This window comes from Luteolibacter sp. Populi (genome assembly GCF_040801775.1).
Lineage (GTDB): Bacteria > Verrucomicrobiota > Verrucomicrobiia > Verrucomicrobiales > Akkermansiaceae > Haloferula.
On record NZ_CP161812.1, the window covers coordinates 436,421 to 451,777 of the forward strand.

General features: G+C 65.9%; 11 protein-coding genes and 1 pseudogene. 5 read left to right on the top strand and 7 right to left on the bottom strand.

Features of this window, described 5'->3' with window-relative positions; all coding sequences use genetic code 11:
- Positions 1 to 157: 157 nt before the first annotated feature.
- From ABWK72_RS01720 to ABWK72_RS01730, 3 genes are all read right to left on the bottom strand, one after another.
- Positions 158 to 3,142 (bottom strand): BNR-4 repeat-containing protein, encoded by a 2,985-nt coding sequence (locus ABWK72_RS01720; protein ID WP_367873051.1) that lies wholly within the window; start codon positions 3,140 to 3,142, stop codon positions 158 to 160.
- Positions 3,143 to 3,223: 81 nt separating this feature from the next.
- Positions 3,224 to 3,856, bottom strand: coding sequence for a response regulator (locus ABWK72_RS01725; RefSeq protein ID WP_367873053.1), 633 nt, complete (start codon positions 3,854 to 3,856; stop codon positions 3,224 to 3,226).
- Positions 3,857 to 3,862: 6 nt separating this feature from the next.
- Entirely contained in the window at positions 3,863 to 6,346 is a 2,484-nt protein-coding gene (locus ABWK72_RS01730) for a LamG-like jellyroll fold domain-containing protein (protein WP_367873054.1), read from the bottom strand.
- 576 nt (positions 6,347 to 6,922) lie between these two features.
- Here ABWK72_RS01730 and ABWK72_RS01735 point away from each other — a divergent pair.
- On the top strand, positions 6,923 to 7,468 hold the full coding sequence (locus tag ABWK72_RS01735) for a hypothetical protein (protein WP_367873055.1): 546 nt from the start codon (positions 6,923 to 6,925) through the stop codon (positions 7,466 to 7,468).
- Here the strand turns inward: ABWK72_RS01735 and ABWK72_RS01740 are convergent.
- Positions 7,465 to 8,595, bottom strand: a complete 1,131-nt coding sequence (locus ABWK72_RS01740) for an aminotransferase class I/II-fold pyridoxal phosphate-dependent enzyme (protein ID WP_367875306.1) — start codon at positions 8,593 to 8,595, stop codon at positions 7,465 to 7,467. The genes ABWK72_RS01735 and ABWK72_RS01740 overlap by 4 nt on opposite strands.
- 91 nt (positions 8,596 to 8,686) lie before the next feature.
- Positions 8,687 to 9,511, bottom strand: a pseudogene (locus tag ABWK72_RS01745) (D-alanyl-D-alanine carboxypeptidase family protein); the annotation flags it as partial.
- A gap of 115 nt (positions 9,512 to 9,626) precedes the next feature.
- On the opposite strand from ABWK72_RS01745, the gene lexA reads away from it, so the two are divergent.
- Positions 9,627 to 10,241 (top strand): transcriptional repressor LexA, encoded by a 615-nt coding sequence (gene lexA, locus ABWK72_RS01750; RefSeq protein ID WP_367873056.1) that lies wholly within the window; start codon positions 9,627 to 9,629, stop codon positions 10,239 to 10,241.
- Positions 10,242 to 10,469: 228 nt separating this feature from the next.
- Here lexA and ABWK72_RS01755 read toward each other — a convergent pair whose 3' ends face one another.
- The gene (locus tag ABWK72_RS01755; protein ID WP_367873057.1) at positions 10,470 to 11,150 is read right to left on the bottom strand and encodes a hypothetical protein; all 681 of its coding nucleotides are present in this window, start codon (positions 11,148 to 11,150) and stop codon (positions 10,470 to 10,472) included.
- Positions 11,151 to 11,160: 10 nt separating this feature from the next.
- Here ABWK72_RS01755 and tsaA point away from each other — a divergent pair, with 10 nt between their 5' ends.
- Genes tsaA through ABWK72_RS01770 form a run of 3 tightly spaced genes read left to right on the top strand, consistent with a single transcriptional unit; the run spans position 11,161 to position 13,839 of the window.
- A complete protein-coding gene (gene tsaA, locus ABWK72_RS01760; RefSeq protein WP_367873058.1) occupies positions 11,161 to 11,901 on the top strand; it encodes a tRNA (N6-threonylcarbamoyladenosine(37)-N6)-methyltransferase TrmO in 741 nt (246 codons plus the stop codon).
- Positions 11,902 to 11,925: 24 nt separating this feature from the next.
- Positions 11,926 to 13,356, top strand: a complete 1,431-nt coding sequence (locus tag ABWK72_RS01765) for an ankyrin repeat domain-containing protein (protein ID WP_367873059.1) — start codon at positions 11,926 to 11,928, stop codon at positions 13,354 to 13,356.
- A gap of 27 nt (positions 13,357 to 13,383) precedes the next feature.
- The gene (locus ABWK72_RS01770; RefSeq protein ID WP_367873060.1) at positions 13,384 to 13,839 is read left to right on the top strand and encodes an acetolactate synthase; all 456 of its coding nucleotides are present in this window, start codon (positions 13,384 to 13,386) and stop codon (positions 13,837 to 13,839) included.
- Positions 13,840 to 14,053: 214 nt separating this feature from the next.
- Here ABWK72_RS01770 and ABWK72_RS01775 read toward each other — a convergent pair whose 3' ends face one another.
- Positions 14,054 to 14,986 (bottom strand): glycoside hydrolase N-terminal domain-containing protein, encoded by a 933-nt coding sequence (locus ABWK72_RS01775; protein ID WP_367873061.1) that lies wholly within the window; start codon positions 14,984 to 14,986, stop codon positions 14,054 to 14,056.
- Positions 14,987 to 15,357 lie beyond the last annotated feature (371 nt).

The following is a 15,357-nucleotide window of genomic DNA, read 5'->3' on the forward strand; positions in this document are numbered from 1 at the left end:
AATCAGATGCGGCCTTCTCCCACGCAATGGGGAGGGAGCAAAGGCAGGGACCTTTCTCCGAAAGGTCCGGCTGGGGACGGCCCGAAACCTCGTCGGGACATCGTTTCACCCCGACGCACCGCCATCCGCCGGACCGCTTGGAAAGCGGTCCCTGCCTTCAGAATCCGCCCTCGGCGTATTCGATCCGCCAATACCTGGCGGGCTCCGCGGGGTTCACCGGCTGGGTGAAGATGGCGGGCTCACCCGTGCCCTCGGCCGTTCCCGCGAGCGCCCAGTCTTCAAGGTTCACGCTGCTCCATAGGCGATACGACCAGCTCGGCTGCGTCGGGCAAGTGATCGTGACCTGCCCGCTGCCCGGCGCGATCCGCGGCTGCGGATGGTGCGCGAAGTAAGCCGCGGCGTCCCACTCCAGGATCGAAAAGCGCGCGGCGGTGTTGGCGGGCGGACTGTAGCCTTCACCCGCGGAGGCCTGATAGAGGAAGTGCAACTCCCGGTCGCGGTCCCAGAGTTCGTTGTCGATGATCGGCTCGTAGTTGCCGAGGTTGTCCGCGGTCAGGTCGAACTCGATCCACACCAACCGGTCCGGATCTTCCGCCTTCGGCAGGCTGTGGACGATGGTCAGGCCGTTGCTGCCCCGGTTGTCGCGGTAGGCCACGATGATGCGGTCGCTATCGTCCCGCACCACGATCGGGCGCCCGAGATTGCGCACGAAGTTCTCGCTGTATTTGGTGCCCGCGGGATCGACCGAACGCGCCGACACCGGCCGTGTCTGCCAGGTCCCGTTGTCGTGGCGGAAGACCACCATGTATTGCCGGCGGTGATCTCCCGCCGCAGCTTGCGGAGCCCACCACGAGGCGATCACCGGGTGGCCCGCGGCGTCCAGGCACATGCTGGCCTGGTTGATCAGGCTGCTGCCTTCGGGGATAGTCAGGATGTGCTCCGCGGCGGTGGCGGGATCGCCGCTCTCGCCACTGCGGGAGATCGGCAGCGCATAGGGCGTGCTATCGAAGCGCTGCCAGCTCGCTCCCGCATCCGGGGAGCGGGCGAAGGCGAAGTTGTTGTTCGTCTGGTAGCCGCTCTCGCCTTCCGGGGATCCGCCATTGTAGCGCCAGCACCAGGTCAGCAGCAGGTCGTCGCCATCGCCGCCGAGTTGCGGCATGTTCGGGTAGGCATTGTAGTCCGGTGTCCAGCCGGTGCCCTTGATGAAGGGAAGCTGGGTGCTGCCGCTGCGGTGGACATTGTCCCAGATCTGCGTGGCCGTGTCGTAGCGGTTCAGGAAGGTATTGCCGCTGCCCGAGGAGCCCTCGCGGAAGAGGAAAAGCAGGTCGCCGTCCGGCAGCTTCAGGAACTGCGGGTAAGTCACGGTCGCCTCGCGGGTCGTCATCGTCGTGTCCGGCCCGAGTGCGATCGGCCCGCTGCCGGTGACCGGCGTGGTACTACGGGAATAGTGGAAGGCATCGCCATGCATGCCCCAGGAGACGTGCATGAAGCCATCGCCATCGATGCCGTAGCTGATCACATCGTGGCCGTCCGTGATGGTGTTCGCGGTGAAGCTCGGGTGGCGGAAGACTTCCCATTCGGAGGAGCCGAGCGTGCGGCGTCCGATCCAGATGGTGTTGTTGAAGGGGGCCACCGGATCAAACTGGTGGCGGCCATACCAGGTGACGAATTGCTGGTTGCCGACCGTCTTCAGCGACGAGCGCACGAAGGACACCGTATTGATCGCGGAGCCGCCCGCGTAGCCGAATTCGCTGGTCGCGGGCTTGCCGTCGTCCAGCGGCACCAGCCGGACCGCGGTGCCGGGCGGGCGTGAAGCTGTTAGATTGGCATGGGTCCCCGCGGCAAGCTCCTGGAGATTGCCGAAGCCATCGCCATCCGGATCGGCCCCCGCGTTGTGGGCCAGTGTCGCGAAACTCGCCGTTTCCCATGCGTCGGGCAGGCCCTCGCCATCGGTGTCGCTGGCGAGAGAGGCGCGGTTGTTCGGGGCGGAACCATTGAGCAGCTCGGTGGCGTTGCTCTCGCCATCGCCGTCGGGATCGCCATGGGGTGTTTGGAAGATGTTGCCGAAGTAGGTCTGCTCCCAGCTGTCCGGCAGGCCGTCCGCATCGCGATCCGAAGGGATGGATGCGATATCGTCGGGATCGCTGCCGGCCTCGTATTCGGCGAGGTCGCTGGCTCCGTCCAGATCGCGATCGGCCCCGCCAAGACCGGAGAGGACCGTGAGATCCGGGGCGTGGAGAAGTTCCCAGGAATCCGGGAGCTGGTCGTTGTCGTTATCGGTCACCAGGTCCGGCGCTTCGAAGAGGAACTCGTCCGGTGCGCGCAGCTTGTTGCTGATGCGGACCTCGTCGATCAGCCCCAGCAGCGCCTCGGCGGAAGGGCCGCGGCCTTCGTTGCCGATCACCAGCGGGCCGGTGATACTGGCATTGGTGGTTTCCGCGGTGGAACTGCCGATGACGTTCGGCGCGCCGGGATCCGCGGCGAGCCGGGTCCAGTAGAAGGTGGAAGTGTGAGTGGGCCCATCGAAGGCCAGCGCGACGTGGAACCATTCGTTCGCGGCGAAGGCATGGGTGCCGCCGACGGGAATCGGCGCGGAGATCGCGGCACCGCCACCGGTGATGAAGTTGAACTCCAGCAGCCCCGTAGCCCCGACCCGGAACTGGAAGCCGCGGTTGGTAAGGGAACTATCGGTGGTGATGATCTCGCGGGAGGAGCCGGTGATCGCGGGTAGGTTGATCAGGGCTTCTAAGGTGAAAGAACCGTCCGCGCCCGCGAGAGTCGAGTGGTCGATGGCATCCGGGCAGAAAGTCGTGCCGGGCTGGAAGCCGCCGGAGCCGTTCGCATCCAAGCCGAGACCTGCCGACAGGGTGGAGAGAGTGGCCGCCTTGCCGAAGACCGCGGAGAAGGCGTCTGCCCCGAGGATGGCAGTGTTGGCGGGTTGGACGCTGTTGCCGTTTGCGGGGACGCTTGTGCCGTTGAAAGCGAGGAGAGGGGAGCTGGCGCCGCCGGTATTTGCGGCGCTGGTGGTGCCCGCGGCTTCATCGAGATGGAAGAGGTGGACGGTGTTCGCGTCCGCCGAGTAAGGGCCGCGGATCGAGGCGGTGGCCGGGAGGGTGAAGAGGGCGATGATTAGCAAACGCATGGGTTTCCCGCCAGCATCGCTGAGGATGGTGGGAAGGAGGATGGGAAAGAGGGGAGTCCCCCGAAAATGGGAAGGCCCCTACTACCTCCCCAAGTACTTCACCACCGCCTCCGTCCGCGTCCGCACGTGCATCTTCGCATAGATATTATGAAGATGCGTGCGCACCGTCTCCACGCCGATCCCTAGATCCCAGGCGATTTCCTTGTAGAGCCCGCCCTTCACCAGCAGCTCCAGGATCTGCTTCTCGCGCGGGGTCAGGTTGTGGTCCTCGTTTTTCGCGGGCGGCTCCTTTTGAAAGTGCTGCACGACCTTGCGCGCAATCGCACTCGACATCGGCGATCCGCCGGCCACGAGGTCGTCCAGGCACTCGAGCAGCTTCGAGGGCGCATCGCGCTTCAAGAGGTAGCCGGAGGCACCGGCCGCCAGGGCGTCGAAGATGCGGTCGTTGTTGTCATAGACCGTAACCATCAGCACCAAGGCCGCGGGATGCAGCGCCTTCAAGTGCGCGACGCACTCGATGCCCGACATGCCGGGAAGCTGGATGTCCATGAGCACGACGTCCGGGTGCTGCTGCTTCATCGCCGCCAGCGCAGCCTCGGCATCGGGATAGGCGGCGACGAGTTGCCAGGTGCCGGAGGCGGAGAGGACCTCGGCGAGGGTTTCGCGAAGGAGCGGATCATCCTCGACGAGGGCAATGGTGCGGGTGGCGGACATGGGAAGTCAGTGCGGATGCTCCGGGAGGCGGCAAAGCATCACCACACAGGTTCCGTGGCCTCTTGACGAGTCCAAGGCGTAGCTGCCGCCGATTTCGCGGATGCGGGCGGCGGTGTTATCAAGGCCGAGACCGTGCGCTTGGGCCGCGGGATCGAAGCCGCGGCCGGTATCGCGCACGGTGATCGCGAGCGTCTCGTCCTCGAGCGAGAGGGACAGGAAGACCTCGCAGGGCCCGGCGTGCTGGAGGACATTGTGGAGCGATTCCTTCACCGCCAGCGCGACGTGGTGGCGGAAGTCGGAGCCGAGTGGCCGCGCGGGCAGGATCGCCGGGATGTCCAGGCGGCAGCGCACCGGGCTATCGCGGAACATCTCCTCCGCCATCCGCGTGAGATGGGAGGCGAGGTGATCGAGCGTGTCGTGGGCCGGCTCCACGGCCCACACGAGGTCATCCATCGCCTCGACCAATTCGCGGGCGGAGCCGGTCATCTTTTCCAAATGGCGGCGGGCCTTGGCGGGGTCCGCATCCATGTCGCGGCGGGCGAGCGCGGCGGTCATGTTGAGCACGGTGACCCGCGTGCCGAGGTCATCGTGCATGTCGCGGGCGATGCGGCTGCGGTCTTGCTCCAAGGCATTCAGGAAACGCAGCCGCTCCAGCCGCCGCCGCGAGCGCCGCCGCAGGTGGGTGAAGGCCGCGGCGGCTACCAGCGCGACCGAGGCGGCGGCGACGGCGGGCCAGAACCACACGCGGTGCCAGAAGGGCGGATCGATGTGCACGGGCAGCGAGATCATCTTGCCCGCAAGCTGTTTGTCGCCCGCCAGGCCGATCACCCGGAAGGTGTAGCGACCGGGCGGGACATTGACGTAGGTGGCGCGGTTCTGTGCGCCGCCGATCACGTTGTAGCCCTCATCCCAAGAGAGCACCATGGTGCGGCTCTCGCCATCGGGACTGGTCCAGGGCTGCGCAGAGACCCACTCGCCCTGCTTCTCCTGGTCCCCGTCCACCAGACCGAGCGCGGTGCCCGCCAGGGCGGTGACGAACTGGGCGATGCCGGGTTCGCTGCCGCTGCGCCGCCAGCCCTTGGGTAGGTCTGCAGAAGAAGGCGGCGAGCTGCTAAAGGCGAAGTCGCCGTTCGGCCAGATCGACTTGGCCCCGCCGCCGGTCTCGGTGAGCGAGAGATTGTCGATCACCATCAGGCCGGTGGTGTCGGCGGAGCCGGAACTGAGCGAGAGGCGGATGGCCGCGGTCTGGGCCGGGAGATAGATCGGCTCCGTGCGGCGGGCGAGATTGGAGTCATCCAGCGTGGTTTCCCAGCCGGGACTGCGGCCGATTGCGGGGAAGCGGGATTCCGAGATCACCCGCCGGTCCGCATCCAGCGCCTGACAGGACAAGCTCATGCCACGCTCGGTCTCCTGCCAACGCTCGTCGATGCCCTCGAGCTGGCAGCGCAGTTTCACATCGGAATCGAAGCGGTCGGGATCGAAGCCGAAATCGAAGTCGAGGCGATGCAAGCCGGAGTCAAGGCGCAGGATGCCGCCGGGATCTCCCGGCAAGCTGGCCCGGAAGGCATCCACCATCACGCCGGAGAGGATCAGGTCGAGCGGCTCCCGGCTGCGGCCTGTCGCGTCCTCGGCCGCAGGGCGGGATGGTTGCCGGCGCTCCGCGGGGACGAAGAAGAAGTCGCGCGGATTGCGGGCGATGCTACTGATCCGCACCTCATCGATCAGACCGGGAAAGGGCTCGGCCTCGGCATTGCCCATGAAGGTGCGCGCCTCATTGCCGATTGCGAAGTCGCCGGTCTGGCCGCCGAAGTCATTCGTGAGACTGCCGCGGCCGATCAGGTGGGCCTCGGTCGGGTGGGTATCGAGGCGGGTCCAGTAGAGCTTGAGATTGTTGGCGACGCCGGCATTGCCATCGTAGGTGACGGCGACGTGGTACCAGGCACCGGCTTGCAAAGCGTGGGGACCCGTGACGGGGATGGTGGCGAGTCCGCCGCCGGTGGCCCCGCAATCCGGCAGCGTGATGAAGGCGAGGAAGCCCTGCCTCTCGATGCGGAAATTGAAGATGCGGTCGTTGGCATCGCCATCCATCGACATCAGGCCGAGTGCGATGACCCCTGCATCCTTGGGCATGACGTCCGGGCGCACGATCATCTCGTAGGTGAAGGCCCCGTCCGGCCCGAAGTGGCGGAAGCCGGTGGAGACATTGTCCTGGCGCCCGCTGGAGAGGGCGGGCGCTGCGGCCAGGACTGCCCCGCGGAGATCGGAACTGCCCGGCTTGCCGCCGGCATTCGCATCGAAGGAGACGGCGGAGCCGAGACCGGGAAGCGAGGCCCGGTCGGCCAGGGCCCCGTTCAGCAGACCATACAGGTCGGTGGGAATCGGCACCACATCGGCGAAGGGCGCCACCGTTTCATCGAGGTGCCAGAGGTGGAGCGTGTGCTCGTCGAACTGGTAGGGGGACTGGAAATCCTCGGCGGCGGCCGACAGCACGGCGAAGGCGGCAAGGTACGCACCTGGGCAGGAGGCGGAGCGCGGCGCGCGGGGACATGCCGATGGCGTAACAGGCAAAGGCAAGCCTTGCGACGAGGAAGAACCGAAAAAGCCGACGGACAATGCCTGCCCCCTGGGACCGCGGAGGCTCCGCCCCGCAGAATGGTCCCCTGATGCATGCAGTTCCAAAGCTCGGCAGCATCCCGGCGTGAGGATCCATCGCAACCCTTCGACGATACCAACTTCCCGAATTGATATGATTTTAGAGGACTACCCACAATCATCACGGATTAGACAGATTTGAACGGATTCACGGATCGGGAGGCATAGAGATTCCCGTGGCTGCCAAGTGATCTCCAATCCGTGAAATCCGTAAAAATCCTTTCAATCCGTGACCACTTGCGCCCCGGCCGAAGCGTCACCTTATTTCGTGGATTTGATATGAGACCGGTATCGAGCCACGGCAGCGCTTCCGCAGCCCGACCCCCGAAGTCCCTTGACCCAACCCTCTTTAGAAATGCTCCGGTTCGCCGCAAGCTTGCTCGACTCCAAGCCGGTTCCCTTCATAGTGCGGACATGAAACCCCGGCGCCTCTCCAGCGGCACTTGCTGTGGCATCATCGTGCTTGTCTTTCTCCTTTGGGCCTTTGCTTACTCCCTCATCTGCCGCACCGTGGTCGAAATCCCGGGCCCCCTTAAGAAGGATTCGAAGGAAGTAACTCTCGAAATGGGAGAGATCCGCGTGAGATGGGAGAAATCGCCCCGGTGGTACACAAGTATTCCCGCCTACTGCCAAGGAAGCTTCAATTATCGTCTCGTCCTGAACAACAGCGTGCGCAGGCTAAGGGATCCCGACGCGTGGTCTCCCAAAATTTACGGATGGCATGAAGGTGTCCTCGGCACCACGCTTAACCTGCCTGGCGGAAGAACCCGGATGCTGAGCGGGACCCTCTATCAATACTACCTTCACATCCCGCTCTGGATGCTTATCACCCTCTATGTCGGCACATGGTGGAGCCTCGCGGCGATCAATCGCCGCCGGAAGATCCGGGCGGAGTGGAAGAAGAGTCTGGCGATGGCTCGGCCAGCTTCTGGTCTTCATCCATCGAAGGGTTCGGCCTAATGCAACCCCAAGTGTCCTGCCAACTCTTCCGCCGCTGCCACCGGATGCGCCGCCGAGACCGAAACCCTCAACCTCGCCGTCCCGCGCGGCACCGTCGGATAGCGGATCGCAGGCACCAGATAGCCCGCTTCTTCCAACCTTCGCGAAGCCTCCAAGGCCGCCTCATTACTCCCTAACAGCACCGGCACGATCGCCGATTCGTGTCCGGGCGAGATCACGCTCACATTCTCCCGCAGCCGCGCCCGCAAGCCATCGCCCTCCGCCGAACGGATCAACTCCAGCGCCGCCAGCGAGGCATGCGCCAACGCCGGAGGTGCTGCCGTCGTGTAGATAAAAGACCGCGCCCGGTTCACCAGCAGATCCCGCCACGCCGCGCTGGTCGCGAGGTAACCTCCCGCCAATCCCGCCGCCTTGCTGAGCGTGCCCATCTGGAACTCCACGTGATCCTGCAAAGCTTCCCGCGCCGCCAAACCCATCCCTTGCGGACCGATCACCCCGAAGGCATGCGCCTCATCCAGAAACAGCATCGCCCCATGCCGTTCCTTCGCCGCCACGATCTCCTGCAGCGGGCAGACATCGCCGTCCATCGAGAACACGGATTCCGTCACCACGATCACCCGCGCCTTCGCCTGCTTCCCCCGGATCCCCTCTAACAGCTTCTCCAGCTTCGCCACATCGTTGTGCGGGAACACTCTCACCGTCGCCCCCGAAAGCCGGGCCCCATCGATCAGGGAAGCATGGCACAGCTTGTCCAGCACCAGCACGTCGTCCTTGCCCGCCAGCGCCGGCAGCGAGCCCGCCGCGGTCGCGAAGCCGCTGGGAAAAGTCAGCGCCGCCTCGCAGCCCTTCGCCGCGGCCAAGGCATCCTCAAGCTCGCGGTGCGGCGTCAGGCTCCCGCACACCAGCCGCGAGGCCGCGGCTCCCGCGCCATATCTCCGGATGCCCTCGATGAAGGCCTCCGCCAGCGCCGGATGGCCTGCCAGACCGAGGTAGTCGTTCGACGCGAAATTCCACAGCTCCCGGCCCTCGCGGATCACCCGCGGCCCGGCCGGGGAATCGAGCGGACGCAGCGTGCGCAGCAGCCCGGCCGAAGCCAGATCCGCGAGTTCCTGCCGCGGGTCGGCCATTACCGCGCGGCAGTGGCAGAGGGGGGCGCTCCAGCGCCCAGCGCAAAAGCTTCTCCGAATCATTCCACACATTCGGCGTCGTGCTCTTCAACACCACCACGATCGCCGAACGCCCGTAGAGCGTTCCCGAGGAAACCAGACAACGCCCGGCCAGATCCGTGGTGCCGGTCTTCAGCCCGTCGCAATAAGGCACCCGCTTGAGTAGCCGGTTGGTGTTCTCCAGCGTCCTCACCTTGCCGTCGGCATGCCGGAAGGTCATGGACTTCGTCGCGGTCATCGATCGGATCGTCTGGCTCCGCCACGCCTGCCGCGAGGCGATCGCGATGTCCCGCGCGGTGGAGAACTGCGTCGGGTTGGGCAAGCCGTTCGGATTGACAAAGTGGGAATGGCGCATCCCCAGCGAGGCCGCCTTCTGGTTCATCAGCTGGGCGAAGCCTTCCTGGCTGCCGCCGACGTCGCGGGCCAGGGCGCGGGCGACGTCATTGGCGCTCTTCACGATCAGGACCTTCAGCAGTTCGCCGCGGGTGTAGGTGTCACCCGGCTTGATGCCAAGCTTGGTCGGCTCGCACTGGGTGTCGTCGGAGGTGATCGTCACCGGATCGCTCAGCGGGCCCGCATCCATCACCACCAGCGCCGTCAGCAGCTTCTGGGTCGAGGCGATCGGACGCTCGGAGTCGGCATTCTTCGCATACAGCACCCGCCCCGAAATGGGATCGATCACGATCGCGCTCTGCGCCGCGACCGGTGGCGGCGGGGTGAGCGGGACGGTGGTGGTCTGGACCGGCGGCTGATCGTAGTCCGCGGTGGGACCGCTGGCCCCGGCGCGGCGCGGCGGCGGGGTGTCGCCACCACAGGCGGGAAGAAGCAGGGAAAAGACGAGAAGCGCGGAAACACGCAGGCTGGCTCGGCGAAGCATCGTTGCCGATCATCCCGTTTTGTTAACGGTTCCTCAAGGCGGGAAATCGCCAAATTTTCGCTTGCCGTAATTTCGCGCTCATGGTTTGTTCCTAAGAACACTGTTCACTTAAGCCATGCAGGAAGGTCTTACCCAGCGCCAAAAGGAAATTGTCGAATACCTGAAGACGCAGCAGCGCAAGACGGGCGTGATGCCCTCGACCCGCGAATTGCAGCACTTTTTCGGCTTCGCCAGCCAAACCGCCGCGATGAGCCACCTGCGCGCCCTCGAGCGCAAGGGCGTGATCCAGCGCCTGCCAGGCAAGGCCCGTGCCGTCATCTTCCCGGAAGAACTCGATCGCGAGGAGATCGTGGACATCCCGGTCTACGGCCAGATCGCCGCCGGTATGGCGGGCGAGACGGAGCAAGACCGCCAGGGCTGCATCTCGATCGATATCGCCTCGATCGGCATTCCCCGCAGCGCCCGCACCTTCGCTCTGAAGGTCCGCGGCGACTCGATGATCGATGCCCACATCTGTAGCGGTGACACCGTGATCCTTGAGTTCCGCGAGCCCCGGGACCGCGATATCGTCGCCGCCCTCATCGATGGCGAGACCACTCTCAAGCGTTTCGTGGTGAACAAGGGCAAGCCCTTCCTTCACGCCGAGAACGAGCATTTCCCCGACCTGATTCCCGCCCGCGAACTCATCATTCAAGGCGTGCTGGTGGCCCTCCTGCGAAAGGCGGCCTGACCCGATTCCCCCCTGACTCAGCATACTGATCCGGCGAGAACCTCCCCCTCGCCGGATCAGTCGCGTACGGGGCAAGGCGCCAACCCGTCCCCCCGGACGGCACACGCGTGGTGCCCCGGACGGCACGCCACCCGTAGCCCCAAACGGCACGCAAAGGTATTCCCTCTAAGGGTACCCCCTTAAGAATTATTCTCAGGTCCCCGATTCAGAGGCAGGAAAGGCAGGGCATCAGTCCCGGATTCCACGGTAGCGCCAAGGGGCGTAGCCGCGCTTGAGGAGGTAATCCACGGGGATCTCCGCGGCATTGACCCGCCAGACGGGGAAGGGGCCGGCCTCGTAGACGTAGACGGTCTTGCCGGGCTTCGCGGACTTGGCGAAGAGCAGGACGTGCTGGTGGTTGAGCAGGATGTCCCCGGCCTTGAGGTCGGACCAGGAGCCGAGCTTGTCGCAGATGGCGGGCAGTTCCTTGGTCGAGACCGGCTTGGAGAGACGCCAGCAGCGCGAGACGAAGCCGGAGCAATCGATGCCGCAGGCTTCCCGGCTGGTCCCGGCGTCGCCGAGGCGGCGCTTGCCGGCGGTCGAGATGTCACCGGCGGCCTCGCCCTTGGCCAGGGAAGCGAGGAACTGCTCCGGCGTGTCGAAGCCGCCCCACTGGTAGGCCATGCCGCGTGCCGGCTTGCCGGTCTGCCACCAGCCGTTGGAGAGGCCGTGGGCGGAGAGGGTGGTGTCGGGAGTGTGGACCAGGACGCCGTCTTTGTCCGGGCCGTGCTTCACGTGGCGCTGCTCCGGGGTCCAGGAGATGCGGCTGTAGGTGTAGGCGATCTCGATCGCTTCCATCCGCCGGACGGTGTGGGGAGCGCAGTGGGTGAGGAGCAGGGCGGCGATGGCCGCCAAGGGTCGGGTGAGCACGGGGGGGAGGATGCGCTTGGCAAGTGGGCCGTGGCACGGAAAAATCCCGGGCGTGGAGATCCGGCCCATCGGTGTTGTTAGGTCATGCTTCGGCGGCAAGTTCGGCGTGCCGCGGCAGCCGGGCTTGTGTCCGAGTGCGTGGGGGGAGCTGGTGTTCGAGCCGGAGTTCCGGCAGGCGGAGGCGCTGCGGGGGATCGAGGGCTTTTCGCACCTGTGGCTGATCTTCGGCTTCCATCTTACGGCGGAGGCGGGCTGGCATCCGACGGTCCGGCCGCCGCGGCTGGGCGGGAACGAGCGGGTGGGGGTCTTTGCGAGCCGCTCGACCTTCCGGCCGAACGGGCTGGGCTTGTCGCTGGTGAGGCTGGAGGGAGTCGAGGCACGGCCGGGCGGTTCGGTGCTGCTGCTGGGCGGGCTGGATCTGGTGGACGGGACGCCGGTTTTCGACATCAAGCCGTACCTGCCGTATGCGGAGGCGCTGCCGGAGGCGCAGGGCGGGTTTGCGCCTGCCGAGCCGGTGCGGCTGGAGGTGACGGCGGACGGGGTGGAGGGCTTCGAGGCGCTGCCCGAGCGCTCCCGCCGGGCGATCGTGGAAGCGCTGGCGCTGGATCCGAGGCCGCCGGCGGGACGGGAGGAGCCGGGAAGGATTCATGGGGCGGGACTCTGCGGGGTGGAGGTGAAGTTCCGGGTGGAGGGAGAGGTCTGCCGGATTCTGGCCGTGGAAACGGCGGAAGCTTCCGGATTGAAAGGTTAAGAACTCCGAAGTATTCTCGTGCCTGTGAGCGGTAAATCCATGCTAGTCCTCTGCCTTGGCGCGGCGCTTGTAGTCACCACCGGCTGCCGTGACCGCAAGGAAGCGGCGCGGCAGGAGCTGAAGGAGAAGGGTTACGATCTGACACCCGAGGCTTTCTTCCGGGCGGCGGAAAGCGACGACGTGGTCGCTCTGGAGGAGCTTTTGAAGAACGGCATGGCCACCGACACGCGCAACTCCGCCGGAGATACCGCGCTGCATGCGGCCGCGGTGGCGGGCATGAAGAAGTCCGTGGAGTTCCTGTTAGACAAGGGCGTGCCGGTGGACATCGCGGGGGCGGATGGCCGCACGCCGCTGATGGCGACGGTGCTGAAGGGCAGCCCGGCGATGGCCCGCTACCTCCTGACCCGAAAGGCCGATCCGAACAAGAAGGATGCGAACGGCTACAAGCCCCTGACCCTGGCGGTGACCGAGGGGCCACCGGGGATGGTCTCGGTGCTGGCTCCCTACGACCGCGAGAATCTGGATGCCTCGCTGCTGGTCGCGGCGCTGGAAGGCCGCGCGCCGGCGGTTGACGAGCTGACGAAGTACGGGGCCTCGGTCTATGCGCGGATGGACGATGGCCGGACCGCGCTGATGGTGGCCGCGGAGCACGGCAACATCGAGGCGGTGGAGATGCTGCTGGATCTGGGTGCCAACCGATTCTCAATGGACGATGAGGGCAAGATCGCCGCGGATTCCGCGCGCGAGGCCGGGCACGAGGAACTGGCGAAGCTGCTGGCCGAGGCTCCGAAGCAGAGCGAGTATGGCTTGGAAGAGCCTTCCGATCTGGGTCAGGAGATGATGGCGCTGATGGCCGCCGCGGATAAGGCCGCGGGGATGACGGGCGCTGCTCCGGATGCGCCGCCGGTGCTGGAGGCGGCGGTGCTGAAGCCGCTGCCAGCGGTGACGAATGAAGCGGCTCCGGCGAGTCCGACCGGATCCGGCACGGCACCTTTCGTGATGCGCGCTTACCGGCAGCGGGAATTGCCGCTGCGGGTGGAGCCTTCACAGGGTGAGGTGGCGAGCCTGCGGCTTGCGGGTGGCGGGGTGACGGCGGTTCCCTTGGGCCAGACTGTTCCGAAGTCGCGCCTGAAGGTGGTGCGCGTCGGGACCCGGATGCAGTCGATCAAGGACAGCTCGCAGCCGGCCGCGCCGGTCACGGTGGTCGAATTGGAAGATGCGGGGACAGGCCGCCGCCGCGAGATCATTTCGGGGCTGGAATCGACAGCCGGGGATCCGGTGGCTCTGGTTGAGGATGGGGCTGGAAAGCGCTATGTGGCGCGGGCGGGGCAGAAGTTCCGCTCGGCGGCGGGGGAGGATTTCACGGTCATCGATGTGCGCCCGAATCAAATGGTGATTGAGAATCGTAGCAAAGGTGAGGTAATAACGGTCCCGCTCCGCGGCCCGCGCGGCTGATCCTGTCCTCCTCCTTACTTTCTGACGATGCCCGCCAAGACTCTCGAACCGGGGAATCCGGTGAAGCAATTCTCCGTGCTGCTGCCGAACCGTGCCGGAGCCCTGGCCTCGCTGGTCAAGCTGCTGCGTTCCTCGGCGATCGAGGTGGTCGGCCTTAGCGTGCAGGACTCGCGGGATGCGACGATCGCGCGGCTGGTGGTGACGGATCCGGAGACGACCGAGCAGATTTTCCTGGAGAAGGGGATCCCGCACACGACCTGCGAACTGGTGGTGATCTCGCTGAAGGAATCGGGGCCGGAGCTGTTGCCGGTGCTGGATACGCTGATGGTGGCGGAGACGAACGTGGACTTCGCGTATGCGCTGATGCCTTCGCCGAAGGGGCACACTTTGCTAGCGCTGCACGTGGAGGATTATGATTTTGCGGTGGGGGTCTTGAATAGCTCGGGGTTCAAGCTGATTTGTCAGGAGGAGCTGAGCCGGTAGGAAAAAAGGCGAACATCGAACATCGAACGCCCAACATCGAACATCGAAGGGAAGGCAAAGTCGGTGGGTGATCGGGGGCGGGTCGGATGGTTGTGGCCGTTCCCCGCATGAGGCGTCCCTGTAGGACGCGATACCCTCTACTGGCTGTCCCGGCACTGCGTGCCGGGCTTTTATAAGTCGTCCCGTTGGGACGGAGAAAGGCGGCTGCGCCGGGTTAGGGCTTGGCGGGGAGGGTGGTGCCGGGGGCGGCAGTTGCGGGAGAGGTGGGTTCCTCGAAGATGGCTTCGGGGAGTGGGCTTTCGGGGGACGGAGTTGGGGCGGGGAGGGCTACGGCGTGTTTGACGTAGCGGTTGAAGATCTCCTGCTTCTTGTCTCCGGGGCCTTCCATGGCCTTGCGGTGAGTGGCGAGGTGGCGCTCCAACAGGCCGGTGGCCATTTGGAAGATGTCGGGATGGTCATCGCCGCCGAAGCCGAGGGGCTTGAGGCGGTCGGGGAGGGTGGCTATTTCCTGCGGGTCGCGGGTGGCAGCGAGGAGGATGAGGGCTTCGCCTTCGCCGCGGACGGTGATTTCCTTGTCGCCGGGAGTGACCTCGGACTCCATGGGGAAGACCCAGGCGCGGGCGGCGAAGGGCTTGCCGGCGGCGGTGCCATCGAGGACGAGGATGCGGCGGTCTTCGACGCGGGTTCTGGCGCCGTGCTCGGTGGGGAGGGTGATTCGGAAGTTGAGCGAGCCGGGTTTGTCGGTGCGGAGGTGGGTGACGATCAGGCCGTCCTCGGCGGTGGCGAAGACGGTCCAGGTGAAGCCGGCGCCGCCGCGGTTGAAGGTGGTGACGACGGTGCCGTCCTGGAGGTTGAGGGTGCGCTTGTAGTCGGTGACCTTGGCGTCCTTGCCGGCGAGCCAGTCGAGGGAGAAGTGGAACCAGGCGGGGCCGCAGATGGCATTGCCGGGGACGCGCGGGGTGGCGGGGTGGCGGCCGCCCTTCGGGAAGATGGCCATGGGCTCGATGCCGGTGCGGCCCTTGACGCGGGCGCGGAGGAGGCCGTTGCCGATGGGGAAGGCTTCCTCGGGGACTTCCGCGGAGGTTTTGAAGGTGATTTCCTCGGCGTGAAGGGTGCCGAGGGCGAGGAAGACGAGCAGCCAGCGCATGGCTGGGGATTGGAGCAGATTGGGGGAGTGTTACAAGACGTCAGAGCGAATCACTAATCTTCTAATCACAAATCAGTCTGCGGCTGCGCCGGAGAAGGGGCCGGGGCCGAAGTTGGGCTGCGGCGGAGAGAGGCGCGGGCGAGCTTGAGATTGCGGGCTGCGATGGAAATACAGTAGGTGTCTTCCGCGACTCCGTCGCCGTGGACTGCGCGCAGCCTGCTGCCGCTGTCCCGATGCAGCCTGCTGCGAGGGGCGCTGCAAAGGCGAAGCACCGGATGTCGCGAGCCGCGGACGGAGCGGGATACGGAACTCTCCGGTGCTTCACGGCAGCAGGCTGCCTGCCCACAGCGGCAGGAGCCTGCCGCAGTCCA

Bases quoted from the DNA above. Each gene is read 5' to 3' on its own strand.
- ABWK72_RS01720 (WP_367873051.1), bottom strand. From the start codon at position 3,142: ATGCGTTTGCTAATCATCGCCCTCTTCACCCTCCCGGCCACCGCCTCG.
- ABWK72_RS01725 (WP_367873053.1), bottom strand. From the start codon at position 3,856: ATGTCCGCCACCCGCACCATTGCCCTCGTCGAGGATGATCCGCTCCTT.
- ABWK72_RS01735 (WP_367873055.1), top strand. From the start codon at position 6,923: ATGAAACCCCGGCGCCTCTCCAGCGGCACTTGCTGTGGCATCATCGTG.
- ABWK72_RS01740 (WP_367875306.1), bottom strand. From the start codon at position 8,595: ATGGCCGACCCGCGGCAGGAACTCGCGGATCTGGCTTCGGCCGGGCTG.
- lexA (WP_367873056.1), top strand. From the start codon at position 9,627: ATGCAGGAAGGTCTTACCCAGCGCCAAAAGGAAATTGTCGAATACCTG.
- tsaA (WP_367873058.1), top strand. From the start codon at position 11,161: ATGCGCTTGGCAAGTGGGCCGTGGCACGGAAAAATCCCGGGCGTGGAG.
- ABWK72_RS01770 (WP_367873060.1), top strand. From the start codon at position 13,384: ATGCCCGCCAAGACTCTCGAACCGGGGAATCCGGTGAAGCAATTCTCC.
- ABWK72_RS01775 (WP_367873061.1), bottom strand. From the start codon at position 14,986: ATGCGCTGGCTGCTCGTCTTCCTCGCCCTCGGCACCCTTCACGCCGAG.